18 protein-coding genes are annotated in these 21,817 nt (G+C 63.1%); 14 read left to right on the top strand and 4 right to left on the bottom strand.

Going from position 1 to position 21,817, the window contains the following annotated elements; genetic code table 11:
- Nucleotide 1: 1 nt before the first annotated feature.
- Nucleotides 2–637, bottom strand: a complete 636-nt coding sequence (locus GJ695_RS09550; RefSeq protein ID WP_154364121.1) for a TIGR02466 family protein — start codon at nt 635–637, stop codon at nt 2–4.
- Between the two features lie 143 nt (nt 638–780).
- On the opposite strand from GJ695_RS09550, the gene GJ695_RS09545 reads away from it, so the two are divergent.
- The 4 genes from GJ695_RS09545 to GJ695_RS09530 all read left to right on the top strand — a co-directional run bounded on the left by GJ695_RS09545 (nt 781) and on the right by GJ695_RS09530 (nt 4,786).
- The gene (locus tag GJ695_RS09545) at nt 781–1,308 is read left to right on the top strand and encodes a GbsR/MarR family transcriptional regulator (RefSeq protein ID WP_154364119.1); all 528 of its coding nucleotides are present in this window, start codon (nt 781–783) and stop codon (nt 1,306–1,308) included.
- A gap of 52 nt (nt 1,309–1,360) precedes the next feature.
- Nucleotides 1,361–2,620, top strand: coding sequence for an SDR family oxidoreductase (locus GJ695_RS09540; RefSeq protein WP_154364118.1), 1,260 nt, complete (start codon nt 1,361–1,363; stop codon nt 2,618–2,620).
- A complete protein-coding gene (locus tag GJ695_RS09535) occupies nt 2,620–3,084 on the top strand; it encodes a DUF2269 family protein (protein ID WP_154364116.1) in 465 nt (154 codons plus the stop codon). The genes GJ695_RS09540 and GJ695_RS09535 overlap by 1 nt, the downstream gene beginning before the upstream one ends.
- 100 nt (nt 3,085–3,184) lie before the next feature.
- Nucleotides 3,185–4,786 carry a methyl-accepting chemotaxis protein gene (locus GJ695_RS09530; protein WP_154364114.1) on the top strand — a complete coding sequence of 534 codons (1,602 nt, stop codon included), beginning with the start codon at nt 3,185–3,187 and terminating at the stop codon, nt 4,784–4,786.
- 4 nt (nt 4,787–4,790) lie between these two features.
- On the opposite strand, the gene GJ695_RS09525 is transcribed toward GJ695_RS09530, so the two are convergent.
- The gene (locus tag GJ695_RS09525) at nt 4,791–5,540 is read right to left on the bottom strand and encodes a carbon-nitrogen hydrolase family protein (RefSeq protein ID WP_154364112.1); all 750 of its coding nucleotides are present in this window, start codon (nt 5,538–5,540) and stop codon (nt 4,791–4,793) included.
- Complete coding sequence (locus GJ695_RS09520; protein WP_154364110.1) at nt 5,537–7,402, bottom strand: phosphoethanolamine transferase; 1,866 nt, start codon at nt 7,400–7,402, stop codon at nt 5,537–5,539. Before GJ695_RS09520 ends, GJ695_RS09525 begins: the two co-directional genes overlap by 4 nt.
- A gap of 301 nt (nt 7,403–7,703) precedes the next feature.
- Here GJ695_RS09520 and rpsL point away from each other — a divergent pair, with 301 nt between their 5' ends.
- From rpsL to GJ695_RS30370, 7 genes are all read left to right on the top strand, one after another.
- On the top strand, nt 7,704–8,087 hold the full coding sequence (gene rpsL, locus GJ695_RS09515) for a 30S ribosomal protein S12 (RefSeq protein ID WP_092281397.1): 384 nt from the start codon (nt 7,704–7,706) through the stop codon (nt 8,085–8,087).
- Between the two features lie 106 nt (nt 8,088–8,193).
- Nucleotides 8,194–8,664: a 30S ribosomal protein S7 gene (gene rpsG, locus GJ695_RS09510; protein WP_154360718.1), complete on the top strand. Its 471-nt coding sequence runs from the start codon at nt 8,194–8,196 to the stop codon at nt 8,662–8,664.
- A 114-nt stretch (nt 8,665–8,778) separates the two neighbouring features.
- Entirely contained in the window at nt 8,779–10,884 is a 2,106-nt protein-coding gene (fusA, locus tag GJ695_RS09505; protein ID WP_154364108.1) for an elongation factor G, read from the top strand.
- Nucleotides 10,885–10,955: 71 nt separating this feature from the next.
- Nucleotides 10,956–12,146: an elongation factor Tu gene (gene tuf, locus GJ695_RS09500; RefSeq protein ID WP_154364106.1), complete on the top strand. Its 1,191-nt coding sequence runs from the start codon at nt 10,956–10,958 to the stop codon at nt 12,144–12,146.
- Between the two features lie 125 nt (nt 12,147–12,271).
- Nucleotides 12,272–12,589 carry a 30S ribosomal protein S10 gene (gene rpsJ, locus GJ695_RS09495; RefSeq protein ID WP_005663509.1) on the top strand — a complete coding sequence of 106 codons (318 nt, stop codon included), beginning with the start codon at nt 12,272–12,274 and terminating at the stop codon, nt 12,587–12,589.
- Nucleotides 12,590–12,708: 119 nt separating this feature from the next.
- Entirely contained in the window at nt 12,709–12,912 is a 204-nt protein-coding gene (locus GJ695_RS09490) for a hypothetical protein (RefSeq protein WP_154364104.1), read from the top strand.
- Entirely contained in the window at nt 12,906–13,028 is a 123-nt protein-coding gene (locus GJ695_RS30370; protein WP_267874251.1) for a hypothetical protein, read from the top strand. Before GJ695_RS09490 ends, GJ695_RS30370 begins: the two co-directional genes overlap by 7 nt.
- A gap of 9 nt (nt 13,029–13,037) precedes the next feature.
- Here the strand turns inward: GJ695_RS30370 and GJ695_RS09485 are convergent, their stop codons facing one another.
- Nucleotides 13,038–14,267: an ROK family transcriptional regulator gene (locus GJ695_RS09485; protein WP_166455095.1), complete on the bottom strand. Its 1,230-nt coding sequence runs from the start codon at nt 14,265–14,267 to the stop codon at nt 13,038–13,040.
- Between the two features lie 237 nt (nt 14,268–14,504).
- On the opposite strand from GJ695_RS09485, the gene GJ695_RS09480 reads away from it, so the two are divergent.
- The 3 genes from GJ695_RS09480 to GJ695_RS09470 all read left to right on the top strand — a co-directional run bounded on the left by GJ695_RS09480 (nt 14,505) and on the right by GJ695_RS09470 (nt 21,789).
- Nucleotides 14,505–17,495 carry a TonB-dependent receptor gene (locus tag GJ695_RS09480; protein WP_154364100.1) on the top strand — a complete coding sequence of 997 codons (2,991 nt, stop codon included), beginning with the start codon at nt 14,505–14,507 and terminating at the stop codon, nt 17,493–17,495.
- A 67-nt stretch (nt 17,496–17,562) separates the two neighbouring features.
- Nucleotides 17,563–18,600, top strand: a complete 1,038-nt coding sequence (locus GJ695_RS09475) for a cupin-like domain-containing protein (protein WP_154364098.1) — start codon at nt 17,563–17,565, stop codon at nt 18,598–18,600.
- 300 nt (nt 18,601–18,900) lie between these two features.
- The gene (locus GJ695_RS09470; RefSeq protein WP_154364095.1) at nt 18,901–21,789 is read left to right on the top strand and encodes a TonB-dependent receptor domain-containing protein; all 2,889 of its coding nucleotides are present in this window, start codon (nt 18,901–18,903) and stop codon (nt 21,787–21,789) included.
- Nucleotides 21,790–21,817 lie beyond the last annotated feature (28 nt).

Below are 21,817 nucleotides of genomic sequence, written 5' to 3'. Positions count from 1 at the left end.
TTCAGGGCGTGCCGAAATTGAAGGCGACCGACACGCGCGGCCGGTTGCCGTAGAACGGATCGACCGCATGCAGCAGCCAGGAGGGAAACACCACCAGCAGTCCCGATTGCGGCGTGATCTTTTCGGTGTAGCCGGCGGTGACGCAGCCTTCGATGCGGAAGCGCAGCAGCGGGTCGTGCATGGCGGGCAGCAGGCCGCGCGGATCGTGGAAGAATAGTTCGCCGCCGTTGTCGCCGCCGGCGTCGCCGTCATCGACGTAGTACACGGCGGACCAGAAAGCGCCGGCGTGGCCGTGCAGGGCGTTGCTGGCGCCGGGCGGATTGACGTTGACCCAGGCGTTCACGCGCATCGGCAGGGAGGCTTCCACCAGCCCGCCCGGCGTCAGCACCGCCGTGGCGGATTGCACGACGCCGGTCACGATCCGGCACAGTTTTTGCGCCGCCGGCAGCTCCGATAACTGGAAGTCGTCGGCCGACTGCCAGCCGCCGAGGTTGGTGTGCTTGCGGCCCGCTTGCTGGCTGGCCCTGGGCAGGAAATATTCAAGCAGCGCCACGTTGAGGTCGGCCGCCTCGTCGATATTGGTCAGCAACAGCGGTGTGCTGAACAGCTTGTGCACGGTTAGTTCGGATGTGGACATGGAGAGCGTCGGCCAAACTTGAATGGTCTGCCCGCGTGAGGGGAGCGTCAATGGCCGGGCGGGTAAAACAGTGTAAAGACTTGCGTTGACTTTAACGAAAACCCGGCCTATTATTTCTGCATTGACAGAAATTAGAGAAAATCATGGAACTGACGCCGACCATCCAGAAATACATCCTGCACTGGGGCGAGATGGGCGCGCGCTGGGGCGTGAACCGCACGGTGGCGCAGATCCACGCGCTGCTGTTCCTGGCCAACCAGCCGCTGAACGCCGAGGAAATCGCCGACACGCTGAATGTGGCGCGCTCCAACGTCAGCAACAGCCTGAAGGAGCTGCAAAGCTGGGGCCTGGTGCGCATCACCCACATGGCCGGCGACCGCCGCGACCACTTCCTGGCCTTGCAGGATGTGTGGGAGATCTTCCGCGTCATCGTCGAGGAGCGCAAGAAGCGCGAGATCGATCCGACGCTGACCGTGCTGCGCGCCTGCGCGGTGGAGGCCGAGAGCGATCCGCAACTGGAGCAGGCCACCAAGGTCAAGATGGAGCAGGTGCTGGCCTTCCTGGAAATGCTGACCACGACCTATGACGACTACAAGCATCTGCCGCCGGCCACCATGCAGCGCTTCCTGAAAATGGGCGGCAAGGTGGCGCGTCTGCTCGGCGGCGATTAAAAAAATTTGACCAATAATTTCTGTTTTGACAGAAATAACAGACGGAGGCGGTATGAAAATCCTGATACTCGGCGCCACAGGTTTGATCGGCAGCCATGCATTGCAGGCCCTGCGCGGCGCCGGTTGCGCGGTGACGGGCCTGAGCCGCCGCCGTCCTGAAGGCGAACATGACTGGCTGGAGGCGGACTTCGGCAGCATGACTTCGGAGCGCGACTGGCTGCCGCTGCTGGCCGGTTTCGATGCGGTGGTCAACTGCGTCGGCATCATCCGCGAAAGCCGCGCCGGCGACTTTGATCGCCTGCACCGCGCGGCGCCGGTAGCGCTGTTCGCGGCCTGCGAGCGGCTCGGCGTGCGGCGCGTGGTGCAGGTGTCGGCGCTGGGCAGCCGTCCCGATGCGGCCACCGGCTACTGGCGCAGCAAGGGCGCGGCCGAAGTCGATCTGCTGGCACGCGATCTGGAGGCGTCCATCATCCGGCCGTCGCTGGTGTATGGCGAGGATGGCGCCAGCAGCGTGATGTTCCGCATGCTGGCCACCTTGCCGGCGCTGATGATGCCGATGGCGCACCATGCCAGGGTGCAGCCGGTGCATGTGAACGATCTGGCGGCGGCCATCGTCAAGCTGGTGATGGCGGACCAGGCGCCGCCGCGCGAGCTGGCCGTGGTGGGGCCGCGCGCGTCCACCATGGCGGGGTATCTGGGCGATCTGCGGCGCGGCATGCAGGCCGCGCCGGCGCTGGTGCTGGAGTTGCCGATGCCGGTTGCGCGCGTGGTCGCGCGGGTGGCGGCGCTGGCGCCATCGAGCGCGCTGACGCCGGAGTCGCTGCTGATGCTGGAACTGAGCGCCGACGGCAGCAATACGGCGGACGCCAGCGCCGTCGCCGCGCTGCTGGGCCGTCCGCTGCGCGACCCCGCCGGCTTTGCCCAACCGGCGCAGCGCATCGTCGCGGTGTGGGCATGGGCCGCCATGCTGATCACACTGGCCATGGCGGCCTTGTGGCTGTGGACCGCCGCCGTCTCGTGGTTCGGCTGGCCGCACGAGGAAAGCCGCGCATGGCTGGCGGCGTGCGGCGTGCCGGCCGCCGCGCAGGAGTCCGTGCTGCTGGCCGCCAGCCTGGCCGATGCGGCGATCGGCGTGCTGCTGCTGTTGCGTCCACGCCGCTGGCTGTGGGCGGCGCAGCTGGCGCTGGTCGGCGGCTACACGCTGGCGATGAGCGTGTTCCTGCCGGTCTTCTGGCTCCATCCCTTCGGCCCGTTGAGTAAAAATCTGCCCTTGTTGGCGTTGATGTTCCTGATGTGGAGAGCGAGCAGATAATGGACTACCTGGCGATCAAATGGCTGCATATCCTGTCGGCCACGGCGATGTTCGGCACCGGCTTCGGCACGGCGTTTTATATGTTCTTCACCAACCGCACGCGCAACGTCGCCGCCATTGCGGTGGTGACGCGGCTGGTGGCGCGCGCCGACTGGTGGTTCACCGCGCCGTCGGTCGTCATCCAGCCCTTGTCCGGCCTGTGGATGATTCATCTGGCCGGCTTTCCCTTCAGCTCAACGTGGATCGTGTGGTCGATCGCGCTGTATCTGCTGGCCGGCGCGTGCTGGCTGCCGGTGGTGTGGCTGCAGTTGCGCATGCGCGACATGGCGCAGCAGGCCGCGCGCGCCGCGGCGCCGCTGCCGGCGCGCTACTGGCGCTACGAAAAAATCTGGACCGCGCTGGGCGTGCCCGCTTTTGTGGCGCTGCTGATGGTGTATTGGCTGATGGTGCACAAGCCGGCGTAGCGGCCGCCCCACAAGTGTGCAAAAAGTTATTTCCCGTATCATGAAACTTCATAATTTGATATAATGTTTCTCTTCAGAAATGTCTAAATTTGGAGGCGACATGAATAAGGTCACGGTACGGGCGAGCCTGCTGGGCGTACTGGTGTTGTTTACGATGATGTTGCTGGCTGGTGCGGGACTGGGCATCTTTGCCTTGCAGCAGTCCAATCAGTCGATTGCGCAGGTGCATACCATCTCGACGCAGATCATCACCATCAATGACGCCTACAAAGACACCACCCGCACCCGCTCGGCGCTGACGCGCGGCTACGCGGCGCTGAAGGAAGGCGACAACAAGGCCGACCGCGATTCCGCGCTGACCAACGGCAAAAAATCCTACCAGCGCACGCTGGACTTCCTCGACAAGTTCGAGAAGGCGCCGGCCTTCCCCGGCCAGGATGACCAGCTCAAGAAAGACCTGGTCGATTCCGGCCGCAAGCTGTCGGCGGTGCTGGACCGCGCCTTCGAGGCGCTGGCCAAGGACGACACGGCCGCCTACTCGGCCATCAATTCCAAGGAGCTGACGCCGGTCGGCGCGGCGTTCTCGGCGTCGCTGGAAAAATTCCAGAAGCTCGGCGACGAACAGATCAATGAACTGGCCAGCAAGCGCGCCAGCGAATACACCATCGTCATGTGGCTGGTGGCGCTGGGCCTGCTGATCGCGCTGGGCGTGGTGTTCGGCACCCACCTGATGCTGCGCTCCACCGTGCTGCTGCCGCTGGAAGGCGCCGTCAGCCAGCTGGACCGCGTGGCCAGCGGCGACCTGACCGCCAATATCGAAGCGGATGGCGACAACGAAATCCAGCGCCTGCTGAAAGCCATCCAGCGCATGCAGGGCGACCTGCTGTCGACCGTGGCGCGCGTGCGCAATGGCGCCGACATCATCAACACCGGTTCGCAGGAACTGGCGGCGGGCAATATGGAGCTGTCGTCGCGCACCGAGACGCAGGCCAGCTCGCTGGAGGAAACCGCCGCCTCGATCGAGGAGCTGACCAGCACCGTCAAGCAAAACTCGGACAACGCCCAGCATGCGCGCTCGCTGGTGGAAGGCGCGTCCAACACGGCGGCGCAGGGCGGCAAGGTGATGACGCAGGTGGTCAGCACCATGAACGACATCAACGACGCCTCGCGCAAGATCGTGGACATCACCAGCGTGATCGACGGCATCGCCTTCCAGACCAACATCCTGGCGCTGAACGCGGCGGTGGAAGCGGCGCGCGCCGGCGAGCAGGGACGCGGTTTCGCGGTGGTGGCCACCGAGGTGCGCAACCTGGCGCAACGTTCGGCGGCGGCGGCCAAGGAAATCAAGGTGCTGATCGACGATTCGGTGCAGAAGATCCAGCTCGGCACCACGCTGGTGGAGCAGGCCGGCACGACGATGACCACGCTGGTCGGCAATGTGCATCAGGTGACGCAGATCGTCGGCGAGATCGCCAACGCCAGCCGCGAGCAGAGCGAGGGCATCGACCAGGTCAACCAGGCGGTGGCGCAGATGGACCAGGTCACGCAGCAGAATGCCGCGCTGGTGGAAGAAGCCGCCGCCGCCACGCAGTCGCTGCAGGACCAGGCCAGCGAGTTGCAGCAGACGGTCAGCGTGTTCAAGATCAACGACGGCGCCGCGCCATCCGCACGCCGCACCGGCAGCCAGCTGGCGCTGCGCTGAGCTGTTAAGTCACTGGCACGGTTCTGCCGTGCCAGCCTTCATTCTCTTCCGCGATGACCAGGTAGTCGCCGGGACCGGGCGCTTGCGCCAGCAGTGCGCCGCCCGGCGCCCAGAAGGCGCTCTTGCCGGCGACGGCGTAGCCGCCGGATGGCGCGGCGTGGTTGGCCATCAGGACGGCCATCCGGTGCTGTTCGGCGTAGCCGCGCAGCAGCGCCGCGTCGGCCGCATATCCTCCGTTGGAAATCAGCACGCCGGCCACGTACAGCGAGGCGCCGGCGTCCGCCGCCGCGTGCGCGTGTTCGGCGTGGGTGGTGTCGGCGCAGATGGCTTCCACGTAGCGCTGGCCGTGCAATGCATGGGCCTGGGCGCCGATCGCGCCGGGCTGGGCATGGACTTCTTCGCCGTCGTGCAGGTATTGCTTGCGGTAGGTCCGGCTGCCGCCATTCGCCGTGAAGGTTATGCTGGCGATGCACGGCTGCGCGGCGCCGTCGTCGATGAGGGGCGCGCCGATGATGATGGTCATGCCGGCGTCGATGGCGGCCGCGCGTAGCGGCGCCAGGCGGGCGTCGTCCGGCGCCAGCGCGCAGGCGCGCAACAGCGGCAGTGCGTAGCCGCACAGCGACAGTTCGGGAAATACCAGCAGCTGCACGCCTTCGGCGCGCGCGGCGGCGATGAAGCGCAGGTGCGTGGCCACATTGGCGGCGATGTCGCCCGTCACCGATGCGGTTTGTGCGGCGGCGATGCGGAGGCTCATGATTTGTCCTGTTTCAGTGGCTTGCCCTTGTCCATCACTTCGCGGCAGTCGCCTTTGAAGGTGGCGTTGTCGTAGTTGGTCCAGCCGTAGCTGTCGACGTAGCGCTTGTGCTGCTTGAACTGCGCGTTGAGGAAGCTCCATTCCAGCTTTTCATCGTCGTACTGGATGTCGCCCAGGTCCAGCAGCGTGTGGAACATGTTCTCGGTGGCCAGCCGCGCCTTGCGGTGCTTCATCAGCTGGCTGATTTTTTCCGGATAGCGTTCCTTGTATTCGTCCGAATACCAGACCATGGCCGGCACGTGGAATTCATACTGCGTGTTGTGGCCGTGGAAGGCGATGCGGCAGCTGCCGTCGTACAGCGTCTGGCCATGGTCGGCCACGTAGACCATCGAGGTCAGTTGCTGCGTGTCCTTCAGCTGGTGGATCACCTGCGACAGGAACCAGTCGGTGTACAGGATCGAGTTGTCGTAGCTGTTGTTCAGCTGCGGCTTGATTTTCAGGTCGGTGTAGACCGGCTTGTCGACGCCGAACAGCGACGGTTGCCACTTGTCGAATTCCTTCGGATAGCGCTGGCTGTAGTTCCAGTGGTTGCCCAGCGTGTGCAGCACGATCAGCTTTTTCGGCGCCGGGTCGGCGATCGCATGCTGCAGGGGATTGAGCAGGATCTGGTCGAAGTTGGAGTTGTTGGTGAAGCCGCCCAGGTTCATGAACTGGATCACGTCGGCCTCCTTGGCGAACACCGACACCGGCGTGTCGAACTGGCCGAACGAGATCTGGTTCGACAGCCAGAAGGTCTTGAAGCCGGCCTCTTTGTACGCGGTGAGGAAGGATTTTTCGTAGAAGCCGTCCTTCAGGCTTTGCGTGGCCGGCTTGCGCGAGATGATGACCGGCACCGACAGCCGCGTCGCCGAGACGGCGGTGATCACGTCCGGCAGCGCCACCAGGTTGGCTTCCTTGCTCAACAGCGGCGTGGTGTCGCGGGTGTAGCCGTTGATGCCCCAGCGGTCGTAGCGCGATGATTCGCCGATCACCATGATGACGATTTCCGGCGCGTCGTTTTTGGCCGGCTGGTGCGCGTGGAAGCTGAAGTTGCGGCTGCGCTGGCCCAGGTCGGCCAGGTATTCGCGCTCCTTGTAGAAGTCGATGCCGCGCGCGGTCAGGCCGAACGGCCACGAGGCGGCGAAGTCGCCGAAGCCGAGCGGCGCGCGCAGGCGCCAGGGCAGGGCGCCGAGCTTCCAGCCGGTGCGCTGCGCGCCGGCGATGGCGGCGTGTTCCGGATCGCTGGCGGCTTCTTCTTCAGACGCTTCCTCCTCGCTGGCCGAGGCCGGGACCGATGGCGCGCTGGCGTGCGCCGCAGGTTTGCCCTGCACGCCGAACTCGCGCCCGTACAGGACCAGCGCGGCCAGCGCCATTAATATGCCGAACACCGCCTTGCGGCTGTTGCCGCGCCAGGTCAGCATGGGGCTGCGGCGTGCCGCCGCCTGCACCGCGACCCACCAGGCGATCACGCCCAGCAGCACGGCCGCCATCAGCCATACTTTACTGCCGAGGAATTCCATCGCCTCCTTGGGGCTGGTCTCGGCGATGATGCCCAGGTGATGGGTGGAGATGCCCTGGCCGTAATAAACAAACAAGTAAATCTCGGTCGGCAGCGCCAGGAAGGCGGGGATCAGCAACCAGTGGAACCACGCCGGCCGGCCGATGACGCTCCACACCGCCAGCCAGGCCAGCGCCTCGACCAGCAGCACATGCCCCAGATCGGGCGCCGGATGACCCAGCAGCAGGGGCACGCAGGGCACCAGCGTCAACAGCAGGTAGCTGAGCAGCACAAACAAGGGGGCGGGGCGCAACAGGGATCGCATCAAAGGCTGGCGGCAGGAAAAAGGTAGAAAAGTCCGGATTATTTGCTATTATCAAGCGTTTCCCGACCTTTCTGCTAGTGCTTGCTTACCCGCTGCAAGCCGCGAAATAGATTGACTGAGCTGCCGTTCACGTCTATACTCGCGAGTTCTCAATTTATTCTGCACATCGTATACGCCGAATCAGGCCGCTCCAGGCGAGTGGCTGTTTGCGCCTCCGGTGTCCCAATAAACGGGAGAAGGTTTTTTGTCCCCGGCATTCTGTCCGGGTTGTTAATGTTGTTATTTAGTTGGGTTTAGAACGATGCCAACCATCAATCAACTGATTCGCCAACCACGTACCAAACTGGTCGTGAAGAGCAAATCGCCGGCGCTGGAAAACAGCCCGCAAAAACGTGGCGTGTGCACCCGTGTGTACACCACCACTCCTAAGAAGCCTAACTCGGCACTGCGTAAAGTTGCCAAAGTGCGTCTGACCAACGGTTTCGAGGTTATCTCGTACATCGGCGGTGAAGGCCACAACCTGCAGGAACACAGCGTTGTTCTGCTGCGCGGCGGTCGTGTCAAAGACTTGCCAGGTGTGCGTTACCACATGGTTCGCGGTGCACTGGATACCCAGGGCGTTAAAGACCGTAAGCAAGCTCGCTCGAAATACGGCGCGAAGCGTGCTAAACAGGCTAAGAAGTAATTTAATTAATTGAGTTGAGCCGGTCGCGAGACCGAGTAAGTGGTTGGCTATGATGGCCGCCGCGAGTGACCGCAAGGCACTCAACTGAAGATAGGAAGGAATTGACATGCCACGTCGTCGTGAAGTACCCAAGCGCGAGATCCTGCCGGATCCAAAATTCGGCAACACCGATGTCGCCAAATTCGTGAACGTTCTGATGCTGTCCGGTAAAAAATCGGTCGCAGAAAACATCATCTACGGTGCCTTCGAGCACATCGCCGAGAAATCGGGCAAAGACCCGCTGGAAGTGTTCGCTACCGCGATCAACAACGCCAAGCCGCTGGTTGAAGTGAAATCCCGTCGCGTTGGTGGTGCAAACTACCAGGTGCCGGTTGAAGTCCGCCCAGTGCGTCGTATGGCCCTGTCCATGCGCTGGCTGCGTGAAGCTGCCAACAAGCGCAGCGAAAAATCCATGCCACAGCGTCTGGCTGGTGAGCTGATGGAAGCCGCTGAAGGCCGTGGCGGTGCGATGAAGCGTCGTGACGAAGTTCACCGCATGGCTGAAGCGAACAAGGCGTTCTCGCACTTCCGCTTCTAATAAAATCGGCCAGATCCTTCGTGGTCTGGCTGTTATCCGTTGTTCGAGGCCGGGCTCATTTTTTCTCCAAAAAATGGCGCTCGGTTTTGTCCATTAAACGATTTAGGATTAATTATGGCCCGCAAGACCCCCATCGAGCGCTACCGCAACATCGGTATCTCCGCTCACATCGATGCAGGTAAGACCACCACCACCGAACGCGTTCTGTTCTACACGGGCGTGAACCACAAGATCGGTGAAGTTCACGATGGCGCCGCCACCATGGACTGGATGGAGCAAGAGCAAGAGCGTGGTATTACCATTACCTCCGCTGCGACCACCTGCTTCTGGAAAGGCATGGCGAACAACTTCCCAGAACACCACATCAACATCATCGACACCCCGGGCCACGTTGACTTCACCATTGAAGTTGAACGCTCGATGCGCGTGCTGGATGGCGCTTGCATGGTTTACTGCGCAGTCGGCGGCGTGCAGCCACAGTCGGAAACCGTATGGCGTCAGGCCAACAAGTACAAAGTGCCACGTCTGGCCTTCGTCAACAAAATGGACCGTACCGGCGCGAACTTCTTCAAAGTGTACGAGCAGATGCGCGCACGCCTGAAGGCCAACCCAGTCCTGATCCAGATCCCGATCGGCGCCGAAGACAACTTCAAAGGCGTGATCGATCTGGTCAAGATGAAAGCGATCCTGTGGGACGACGCTTCGCAAGGCATGAAATTCGACTACGTCGATATCCCTGCCGAGCTGGCTGATTCGGCTGCCGAGTGGCGCGAGAAGATGGTTGAAGCCGCTGCTGAAGCGACCGAAGACCTGATGAACAAGTACCTGGAAGAAGGCGACCTGTCGGAAGCCGAAATCAAGAAGGCACTGCGCGACCGTACCATCGCCTCCGAAATCGTGCCAATGATGTGCGGCACCGCCTTCAAGAACAAGGGCGTACAGGCCATGCTGGACGCGGTCATCGAGTACCTGCCGTCGCCGATCGACATCGCCGACGTCAAAGGCACCGACGAAGACGAAGAGCCAGCCACCCGTAAAGCCTCGGACGACGAGAAATTCTCGGCGCTGGCGTTCAAGATCATGACCGACCCGTTCGTTGGTCAGCTGGCCTTCTTCCGCGTCTACTCGGGCGTGATCAACGCCGGCGATACCGTGTACAACTCGGTCAAAGGTCGTAAAGAGCGTCTGGGCCGTATTCTGCAGATGCACGCCAACCAGCGTGAAGAGATCAAAGAAGTGCGCGCCGGCGACATCGCCGCTGCGGTTGGTCTGAAAGACGTGACCACCGGCGAAACCCTGTGCGATCCATCGTCGATCATCACCCTGGAAAAAATGGTGTTCCCAGAGCCAGTGATCCAACAGGCTGTGGAACCAAAAACCAAGGCCGACCAGGAAAAAATGGGTCTGGCACTGAACCGTCTGGCGCAGGAAGATCCGTCGTTCCGCGTCAAGACCGACGAAGAGTCGGGCCAGACCATCATCGGTGGTATGGGCGAGCTGCACCTGGAAATTATCGTTGACCGCATGAAGCGCGAATTCGGCGTGGAAGCGACCGTGGGCAAACCACAGGTTGCCTACCGCGAAACCATCCGCAAATCGGTGGCTGACGTTGAAGGCAAGTTCGTCAAGCAGTCCGGTGGTCGCGGTCAATACGGCCACGCCGTGCTGACCATCGAGCCACAGGAACAAGGCAAGGGCTTCGAGTTCATCGACGCCATCAAGGGCGGTACCGTGCCACGCGAATACATTCCAGCAGTGGAAAAAGGCGTGCGCGAAACCCTGAACAACGGCGTGCTGGCAGGTTACCCAGTGGTCGACGTCAAAGTCACCCTGACCTTCGGTTCGTACCACGACGTCGACTCGAACGAAAATGCATTCCGCATGGCCGGTTCGATGGCGTTCAAAGAAGGCTGCAAACGCGCCAGCCCAGTCATCCTGGAACCAATGATGGCTGTGGAAGTGGAAACGCCGGAAGACTACGCCGGTACCGTGATGGGCGACCTGTCGTCCCGCCGCGGTATGGTGCAGGGCATGGACGAAATCCCAGGCGGCGGCGGCAAGATCATCAAAGCCGAAGTGCCACTGTCGGAAATGTTCGGTTACTCGACCACCCTGCGTTCCGCAACCCAGGGCCGTGCAACCTACACCATGGAGTTCAAGCACTACTCCGAGGCGCCTAAGCACGTGATCGACGCGATCGTTACCGCGAAAGCGAAGTAATTCTGGTATTTTTGCGGCCGGGTAGATCACCTGGCCGCACATTTAAAACATTGTTCTAAGGAAGAATCAAAATGGCAAAAGAAAAGTTCGAGCGGACTAAACCGCACGTCAACGTAGGCACCATCGGTCACGTCGACCACGGCAAAACCACCCTGACCGCTGCAATCGCAACCGTTCTGTCGAAGAAATTCGGCGGCGAAGCGAAAGCCTACGACCAGATCGATGCTGCACCAGAAGAAAAAGCACGCGGCATTACCATCAACACCGCGCACGTCGAGTACGAAACCGCCGCACGTCACTACGCTCACGTTGACTGCCCAGGCCACGCCGACTACATCAAAAACATGATTACCGGTGCCGCGCAGATGGACGGCGCGATCCTGGTGTGCTCCGCAGCTGACGGCCCAATGCCACAGACCCGCGAACACATCCTGCTGGCCCGCCAGGTTGGCGTGCCATACATCGTCGTGTTCCTGAACAAGTGCGACCTGGTCGACGACGAAGAGCTGCTGGAACTGGTGGAAATGGAAGTTCGCGAGCTGTTGTCGAAATACGAGTTCCCAGGCGACGACCTGCCAATCATCAAAGGTTCGGCACGTAAAGCACTGGACGGCGACACCGGTCCGCTGGGCGAGCAAGCCATCATGGCCCTGGCCGACGCACTGGATTCGTACATCCCTACGCCAGAGCGCGCAGTGGACGGCGCCTTCCTGATGCCAGTGGAAGACGTGTTCTCGATCTCGGGTCGCGGCACCGTGGTGACCGGTCGTGTTGAGCGCGGCATCATCAAGGTCGGCGAAGAGATCGAAATCGTCGGCATCATCGACACCGTGAAAACCACCTGCACCGGCGTGGAAATGTTCCGCAAACTGCTGGACCAGGGTCAGGCAGGCGACAACGTTGGTCTGCTGCTGCGCGGCACCAAGCGTGAAGACGTGCAACGTGGTCAAGTTCTGGCAAAACCAGGCTCGATCAAGCCGCACAACCACTTCACCGGCGAGATCTATGTGCTGTCGAAAGATGAAGGCGGTCGTCACACCCCGTTCTTCAACAACTATCGTCCACAGTTCTACTTCCGTACGACTGACGTGACCGGTTCGATCGAACTGCCAGCGGACAAAGAAATGGTTATGCCAGGCGACAACGTGTCGATCACCGTCAAGCTGATCAACCCGATCGCGATGGAAGAAGGTCTGCGTTTCGCAATCCGCGAAGGTGGCCGTACCGTCGGCGCCGGCGTTGTGGCAAAAATCCTGGCCTAATTTTTAGTCCGGATTGAAACAGGGGCGGGATGGTGTGATACCATCTCGCCCTTGCGTATCAAACTCGTTCTTTTAAACATTGCTGGCGCTACAAAGTTGCCAGTTCGCTCTTTTGAGGAATTATCATGTCCGCACCAAACCAAAAAATCCGTATCCGCCTGAAAGCTTTCGACTACAAGCTGATCGACCAATCGGCCCTGGAAATCGTTGACACCGCTAAGCGCACCGGCGCCGTTGTCAAAGGCCCAGTCCCACTGCCAACCCGCATCCAGCGTTTCGACGTTCTGCGTTCGCCACACGTCAACAAGACCTCGCGCGACCAGTTCGAAATCCGCACCCACCAGCGCCTGATGGACATCGTCGACCCAACCGACAAGACCGTTGACGCGCTGATGAAGCTGGACCTGCCAGCTGGCGTTGATGTCGAAATCAAACTGCAATAATTGATTCAAGTTGGCAGCCTCGGCTGCTGGCTGATGATGGGGCCGGACGTGCAAACGTCCGGCCCCATTGTTTTGTGCAGCCCGTAAAAATATCCGCGCCGGTGGTTCGTCCTCTCTGTATGGACAACGCACACACCACCAGGCGCGCCGGCCTGTTTGAATCGGCGATACAGAAACTGTTCACGCGCGGCGCCCAGGTGCTGGCGGTGGACGAGATCGGCGGCGGCTTCCGCCTGCTCACGCTGGGCGGCGCCGCGCTCAGTCAGCTTGGCTTGCGCGATGCGCAGTACTGCGCGCGCATCCGGCGGCGGATATCGTGCTGAGCGGCCGGGCCAGCGCCATCCAGCACATGAGCCGGTTGCTGCGGCAGCACGGCGTGGCGGCGACACAGCGCCAGAGCAAGGCGTATTGGGCGGCGGGGAAAACCGGGCTGGACTGAAGCGGCGGCCTATGCCATCCGTTGCTGGGCGCCGGCGCCGATGCCATGGTCGGCAAACGGCCGCATCAGGTAGTGGCGCGCCATGGCGGCGCCGCCGATGGCGATGGTGTTGGCGCCGAACTGCGGCGTGCGCAGCGCCGGCGCCGGCAGCGAGGTGGCGCTGGCGCAATCGAGCAGCACCTGCCGCCCCGGCGCGATGAAGCGCTCGCCGAGCCGCAGTGCGGCGCCGCCGAGCACGATGCACATCGGATCGAACGCCACCCACAGATTGTTCAACAGCACGCCCAGGTTGCGGCCCGCCGCCTCGACCGCCGCCAGCGCGCGCTCGTCGCCGGCCTCGGCGGCGCTGAACAGCCGCTCCAGCTGCGCCGGCGTGGACGGTTGCTCCGGACCGTACACGGAATCCAGCAGCGCCTGCAGGCCGATCAGCGCATCGGCGCAGCCGCGCCGGCCGCAGGAGCACGGGGGGCCGCCCTGCTGCAGGATGGTGTGACCGACCTCGCCGGCAAAGCCGTACAGCCCGGTCAGCAGGCGGCCGTTGACGATGATGCCGGCGCCCACGCCGTAACCAATACTTACATAGATCAGCGGATCGGCGCCGCGCTGGCCGGAAAATTCCAGCTCGGCCAGCGCCGCCACATTCGCTTCGTTCTGGATGAACAGCGGCAGCGCCGCCAGCGCGCCGCCGGCCAGTCCGGCGCGCAGCAGGCCGGTGACGTCGATATTGCGCCAGCCCAGGTGGGGCGCGATGTGCAGCATGCCGGTGGCGTCGTCGACCGCGCCGTGCAGGCCGACGCCCACGCCCAGCATGGTGCGGCCGGCCAGCGCCGCGTCGCCGGTCAATGCGTTCAGCGCCTGCGCCACCTGGGCGATGCAGGCGGCGGCGTCGCTGGCGTCGTCGTAGGGCAGGGCGCGTTCGGCCAATACCTCACCCAGCAGGTTGGTGGCGACCAGGCGCGCGGCGCCGATGCCAAGGTCGGCGCCCAGCAGGGCCAGGCGGCTGTCGTCGAGGTGCAGCGGGGTGGCGCGGCGGCCCAGGGCGCCGGTGGTGCGCAGCGCGCTTTCGCTGAGCCAGCCTTCATCCATCAGCTCGCGCACCAGCAGGCTGACGGTGGATTTGGTCAGGCCGACCGTTTCGGAAAGGGCGGCGCGCGACATGCCTGGCGCGCTGCACAACTGGCGTACCAGGGCCATGCGATTGATTTGCTTGAGTAATTGCTGGTCACCGGCGACGATCATGAGGCTGTTCCGAAAAAGCGGTGCAGCGATCATACACCCGTGTCGCAGGTTCAAACATTATTACAACATAACGCCATTACGTAACGCGGGAATTTGCACGGAATTCGTTCGATCAATTGACGAATGGCAGCGTTTCTCCTATTCTGAAGTTGCCTAATTTGTCACAGCAATGAACTAATTAAGGCAACTGCCGGTCGATGTTGCGCCCCCGGCTTAAATCATAAATAAGGAGACAAAATGCAACGATCTTTGAAAACGTTTTCAGAGCTGGCGCGCCGACGCCGCTTGATTAGCCTGGCGGTCGCCGGTGCCTGCGCCACCTTCTCGGCGGCCCAGGCGCAGGAAGCGGCCAGCGCCACCGACAGCACCACCAACGCCCCATCGGTGATTGTGACCGGCATCCGCGCCAGCATGCAGTCCACGCTGAACATGAAGCGCAACGCCGACGGCATCGTCGACGGCATTGTCGCCGACGACATCGGCAAATTCCCGGACACCAACCTGGCCGAATCGCTGCAGCGCATTTCCGGCGTCTCGATCGACCGCAGCAACGGCGAAGGCCAGAAGGTCACCGTGCGCGGCCTGGGCCCGGACTTCAACCTGGTGCTGCTGAACGGCCGCCAGATGCCGACCACCGACCTGAGCGACCTGTCCGGCCGCTCGTTCGACTTCTCGAACCTGGCCTCGGAAGCGATCTCGCAGCTGCAGGTGTACAAGACCGGCCGCGCCGACAGCCCGACCGGCGGCATCGGCGCCACCATCAACGTCATGACCGCGCGTCCGCTCGACAATCCGGGCATGCATTCGAGCGTCGGCGTCAAGGCGGTCAAGGACACCTCCAACGACCACCTGCCCGACATGCTCAAGAACCAGAGCGTGACGCCGGAGTTCTCCGGCATCTACAGCAACACCAGCGAGGACGGCCGCTTCGGCGTCGGCGTCAGCGCCAGCTACCAGAAGCGCGCCTCGGGCTTCAACCGCGCCGGCCTGGCCAACGGCTACCAGGGCCCGTACCTGGGCTCGGACACCACCGCCGGCTCGACCCTGCCGCAGCCGGGCCAGCCTGGCGCGCAGAACATCACCAACCGTCCCGGCCCGACCGACCTGTACTCGATTCCGCAGAACTTCGGCTACGGCGTCAACGCCATCGAACGGCAGCGCACCAACGGCCAGCTGGTGCTGCAGTTCCGCCCGGTCAAGGAGCTGACCACCACGCTGGACCTGACCTATTCGGAAAACAAGATCCAGACCAAGCGCGACGAGCTCAGCGTCTGGTTCGGCCAGACCCCGACCTCGACCAGCACCTGGCCGAGCGGCCACGTGGTCTCGCCGCTGACCTACATGGAAACCTACCAGACGCCGCAGGACGTGTCGGTGGTGGGCGGCGACTATGCCACCAAGACCCAGAACAAGTCGATCGGCTTCAACGCGCTGTGGAAGGCGTCGCCGACGCTGCGCGTCGAGTTCGATGCCCACCATTCGACCGCCGAGTCCGGCGCAGACAGCCCGTTCGGCAGCGAGAACAACCTGTCCAACGCCAGCTTCAGCCGCGGCAACACCAAGATCGACTTCACCCATGAACTGCCGGTGCTGAGCATGCCGGCGGCCGACCTGGTGAACCAACCGATCCAGGCGGCCGGCTCGTGGTTCCACAACAGCTGGGAAAAAGCCACCGTCAACCAGGCGCAAGCCAAGGGCAATCTGCAATTGTTCGAAGCGTCGAACCTGAGCTTCGGCGTCGGCTACACCGACTCGACCAACCGTTCAACCTTCTCCAACGTGCAGAACAACACCTGGGGCGGCGCCACCAAGCCGTCGGATTACCCGGCCAGCATTTTCCAGGCCAATCCGCTGGGTTCCTACTTCAACAAGCTGGGCGGCCACGACGCGCCGGAACTGTTCGGTTCGCTGTACACCTTCAACTTCGCCCAGTTGCGCGCGCTGACGGCGCAGGCCACCGGCAACGCCGCCGGCTACCTGCCGAACTTCGCCAGCGCCGACACCGACCGCGAGCTGAAGGAAAAAACTAGCTCCGGCTACCTGTCGTTCGGCACCGACTGGGACACCGCGATTCCGTTCCACTCGTCGGTCGGCGCGCGCATCGAGCGCACCAAGGTCACCTCGGTGGCCCAGGTCTTGCCGGGCACCGCCGTGGTATGGGTGTCGCAGAATGAATTGCCGATCACCTTTGCCGGCAACTCGTACAGCAGCCAGGACGCGTCCTACACCAACGTGCTGCCGAGCCTGAACCTCGACTTCGACCTGCGTCCCGACATGAAGCTGCGCGCCAGCGCCGGCTCCACCATCGGCCGGCCGCGCTACGACCAGCTGCAGGGCGGCCTGACGCTGGGCACCATCGGCAACGTGTTCACCGGCGGCACCGCCTCGGTCGGCAATCCGGCGCTGAAGCCGGTCAAGTCGAAGAACCTGGATCTGTCGTGGGAATGGTATTACGACCAGCAAAGCGTGCTGTCGCTGGCCGGCTTCCACAAGAAGATGGACAACTACGCCGGCCAGACGGTGATCTCGCAGTCGCTGTACGACCTGCACACGCCGGTCGGCGGCGCCTACTACAACGCCGCCATCGCTGCCGGTTGCACGGCGGCCGACACCAACTGCCTGCGCAACTACATCCTGAGCCATTACGACGGCCAGCCTGGCGTGCAGAAGACCGGCGTCAAGTCGGACGGCAACCTGAACGGCAACATCACGGGCCTGCCGACCGATCCGCTGATGAACTTCCTGACCACCACCTACGCCAACCAGAAATCGGCCACCGTCAAGGGCGCCGAGGTCAACGTGCAGCATATGTTCGGGCGCAGCGGTTTTGGCGTGCAGGCCAACTACACGTATGTGACCTCGCCGACCAAGTACGACAACGCCAACACCAACGATCAGTTCGCGATCCTGGGGTTGAGCAATTCGGCCAACCTGGTGGGGATCTTCGAGAACAAGGACTGGTCGGTGCGGGTGGCCTACAACTGGCGCGGCGAGTTCCTGGCCTCGACGGTCGATGGCGGCGGCCGCGCGGCGCCGGTGTACACCGACGCTTACGGCCAGACCGACGTCAGCATCGGCTACACTTACAACAAGAACCTGAGCTTCCAGGTGGAGGCGATCAACCTGACCGACTCGACCCAGCGTCAGCATGGCCGCACCCAGGCCGCGACCTTGAACGTGACGCAGGCCGGTCCGCGTTACATGATCGGAGCGCGTTACAAGTTCTGATGCGCAGCGTCTGAGCAGCAGTGCAGGCCGCCGTGGTTCAGGCGGCCTGTTTTTCATGGGAGACCCGATGCAAGCAAGCCCCCGAGCGATCGCCGAGATCGACTGTGAGCGCAGCCGCCAGCTGCGCGGCGACGGCAGCCAGCCGCTGCCCGACGAGATCCTGGCCGCCACCGAGCCGCTGGTGCTGCGCGGCCTGGTGGCCGACTGGCCGCTGGTGCGGGCGGCGCGCCAGTCGGCGCCGGCGGCCGACGCCTACCTGCGCCGCTTCCACCGCGACGCCACGGTGCTGGCGACGCACGCGCTGCCCGAGACGGGCGGGCGGATCTTCTACAACGACGACCTGAGCGGCTTTAACTTCACCACCCAGATGGTCGGCTTCGGGCAGGTGCTGGACGCCCTGCGCGCGCACCTGGACGCCGCCGCGCCGCCGACCTTCTATGTCGGCTCGACCACGGTCGACACCTGCCTGCCGGGCCTGCGCGCCGAGAACGACCTGAACTTCGGCGCGCGCGACCCGCTGGCCAGCATCTGGATCGGCAACCGCACCGTCATTCCGGCCCACTACGACGTGCCGGACAATCTGGCCTGCGTGGCGGCCGGGCGCCGCCGCTTCACGCTGTTCCCGCCGGAGCAGCTGGCCAACCTGTACGTCGGCCCGCTCGACTTCACGCCGGCCGGGCAGTCGGTCAGCCTGGTCGACCTGCGCCGGCCGGACCTGGTCCGCTTCCCGCGCTTCGCCGAGGCGCTGCGCCACGCCCGCGCGGCCGAGCTGGGGCCGGGCGACGCGCTGTTCATCCCCAGCATGTGGTGGCACCACGTCGAGGGCCTGGAACCGTTCAACATCCTGATCAACTACTGGTGGCGGCAGTCGCCGGACTGGATGGACACGCCGTTCAACACGCTGCTGCTGGCGCTGATGACGGTGCGCGACCTGCCGCCGGCCCAGCGCGCCGCGTGGCAGGAGCTGTTTCGCCACTACGTGTTCGAGAGCGACGGCGCCGAGGCGGCCCACATCCCGCAGGCGGCGCGCGGCGTGCTGGCGCCGATCAGCAACCCCGGCGCCCGCGCCCTCAGGGCGCAATTACTCAAACGCCTGAACCGTTAACCCGCCGCCACGCTCAACGGTATTTTCCGGGCACCCGGCCGTTCTGTTGTATTTTCGCGTTGCAAATTGAACACAGCGACTCGGCAATATGACGGCAAGATGACAGAAGAAGGGCGCATTTCGGCCATAATGTTTTAAACAATTTAGTTTATTGCTAAATATTTCTTCATTTGCAAACGAAGATATGTGAAATTCGTATTTGCTACGCGAAATTTGGGTCTCTTTACAAGAGAGGAAACCAATTCTTACGTGGTATTACATAATTTTACAAAATCACTCGGGGGTCACTTGAAGAATCACATGCAATTAAAAAAGAGTGTGCTGGCTGTCGCACTCACCCTGGCATACACCCATGGCGTGCAAGCACAAACCGTCTCCAGCCAGGACAAGGAAGTGGAGTCGGTCTATGTGACGGGCTCCAACCTGAAACGCGTCGGCAAGGAAGGCAATTCGCCGGTGTCGGTCATCACCGCGCTCGACATCAAGGCCAGCGGCGCCTCCACCGTGGCCGAACTGATGCGCACGGTGCCATCGATGGGTACCGACAACAACTACGACACCAATGACGGCGGCTTCTCGCGCGGCGTCTCGACCGCCTCGCTGCGCGGCCTGTCGTCGACCTCGACCCTGATTCTGTTGAACGGCCGTCGCATGACGCCGTCGGCCTATGCCGATCCGAACGACGGCAACTCGACGCTGTACGACTTGAACAGCATTCCGCTGTCGGCGCTGGACCGGGTCGAGATCCTGAAGGACGGCGCCTCGGCCGTGTACGGCTCCGACGCGATCGGCGGCGTGATCAACTTCATCACCAAGAGCAATTTCGAAGGCCTGAAACTGTCGGCGCGCGTCGGCGCCAACGACAACAACAACTTCGGCCGCCGCGGCGCCAATGCCTTCTGGGGCAAGGGCGACGTCGAAGCGGACGGCTACAACGTCTTCATCGCGGCCGACATCTCCAAGCGCGACCGCGTGCAGCGCAGCGACGCCACCGACATCGAGTTCGACCAGTACAAGTTGCTCAACAGCCGTTACGCCACGCCGTACGGCAGCACGGTGTCGGCCAGCCCGTCGATCTACCGCGAAACCGCGCCGGGATCGAAAAACTTCGCGGTGTCGCAGGCCAACGCCGCCACCCGCCTGGTCACCCGCGTCAATTGCGACCCGTCGCAGCAACTGGTGGGCACCACCGCCATGGGCCTGCCGCGCACCAGCGTGTTCATCAACCGCACCTTCTGTAACTACGACACCACCAAGTTCCTGGAAGCGCAAAGCGAAGGCGAAGACGGCAGCGTCCTCAGCCGTGGCGTGCTGAAACTCAACTCGACCACCCGCGCGTTCGCCGAGGTGGCCTACAGCCGCACCGAGCGCAACTACACCGGCGCGCCGATCACCATCGGCCAGTCGTCGGTGACCAACTTCACCGCCACCGGCGTCGGCACGCCGTTCCAGGCGATCCTGCCGATCGGCCATCCGGACAATCCGTTCCCGGACGCGCGCGCCTCGGTCGGCTACCGCTTTGAAAACCTGCGCGGCGGCACGCAGACCATCAACACCGGCATCCGCACGCTGGTCGGCCTGGAAGGCACGTGGAACAGCTGGGACTGGAACACCGGCCTGCTGTGGAACCAGTCGAAGAAAAAGGACACCACCTACGGCCGCCTGTACCTGCCGACCCTGAACAAGCTCAACACCGGCACCTCGCTGGCGCAGCTGGCGGCCGATCCGACCCTCGGCCACGACGTGGTCACCGACAACAAGGCCTCGATCCTGCAATGGGACGCCAAGGCCAATACCGAGTTCGGCCATCTGCCGGGCGGTCCGGTGGCGTTTGCCGCCGGTGTCGAGGTGCGTCAGGAGAAGATCAAGCTGAACCCGGACGAACTGGTGGCGCGCGGCGACATCTACGGCCTGGCCAACACCGCCATCGACGGCAGCCGTGACGTCAAGTCGGCGTTTGTCGAGCTGCGCACCCCGCTGCTCAAGTCGCTGGAGCTGGAATTTGCCGGCCGCGTCGACAAATACGAAAACCTGAAACGCAACTTCGTACCGAAGATCGGCGGCAAATGGGCGCCAAGCGACATGTTCGCGCTGCGCGGCACCTACGCCAAGGGCTTCCGCGCACCTGGCCTGACCCAGGTCACGCCAGGCGGCGCGCAGTTCTTCCTGAGCGGCCTGTACGATCCGAAACGCTGCGAAACCGACGAGAGCACGCCGAAACCAGGCGCGACCGAAGTGGATTGCAACAAGTCCGCGGCCGGTACCGGCGGCGCCAACCCGAACCTGGTGCCTGAGCGTTCGAAGAGCCATTCGATCGGCCTGATCATCTCGCCGACCAGCAATATCGACCTGGTGGTCGACTTCTGGCGCATCCGCAAGGAGGGCGAGGTGATTCTGGGCAGCGCCTTCGACGCGCTGAAAAACGAAGACAGCAATCCTGGCCTGGTGGTGCGCGATACCAATCCGGTCAACTTCGTCACCGACGCCTCCGGCAAGCCGATTCCTGGCACCGGCCCGCTGCTGATGGTGCGCGAGCCATGGATCAACCAGGGTTCGTCCGAAGTGCGCGGCGTCGACCTGGAAGCGCGCTTCCGCCAGAGCCTGGGCGCGTGGGGCAGTGTCGACACCAAGGTCAGCTCGACCTACACCTCGCACTACTCGATCGCCGGCACCGCGGGTGATCCGGAGCACAACCTGGCAGGCAGCAACGCCGGCATCACCGACTGGGCGCTGAGCAGCGGCCTGGACATCCCGCGCTGGAAAACCACGCTGACCGCGAACTGGAGCCGTGGCGACCATTCCGTCAGCGCCAACGTCAACTACATCGGACCGGTGTCGCTGCTGCGCCGCTACGATGGCACCGACACCTTCGCGCAACCGTTCTGCCACTACGGCACGGCCAAGCCTACCGATGCGGAACCAGATCGCAACACCACGATCCCGCTGTACGAGGCTTACTATCCGAAGTGCGCGGTCAACAGCTGGACCACGGTCGGCATGGGCTACACCTACACCGGCTTTAAAAACCTGTCGCTCAGCCTGAACATCCAGAATCTGTTCGACAAAAAAGCGCCATACGATCCACGTTACGGCGCCACCTCCGGCGCACCGCTGGCCGGCTACAACGAAGGCCTGCATAACAACTACGGTCGTTACTTCACCTTCAACGCCACCTACACCTTCTATTAATTCCTGAAGGCGTAAGGCGGTGAGCGGC

This window comes from Duganella alba (assembly GCF_009674495.1).
Classification (GTDB): domain Bacteria; phylum Pseudomonadota; class Gammaproteobacteria; order Burkholderiales; family Burkholderiaceae_D; genus Rugamonas; species Rugamonas alba.
This window is presented reverse-complemented; position numbering and strand designations above follow the sequence as displayed.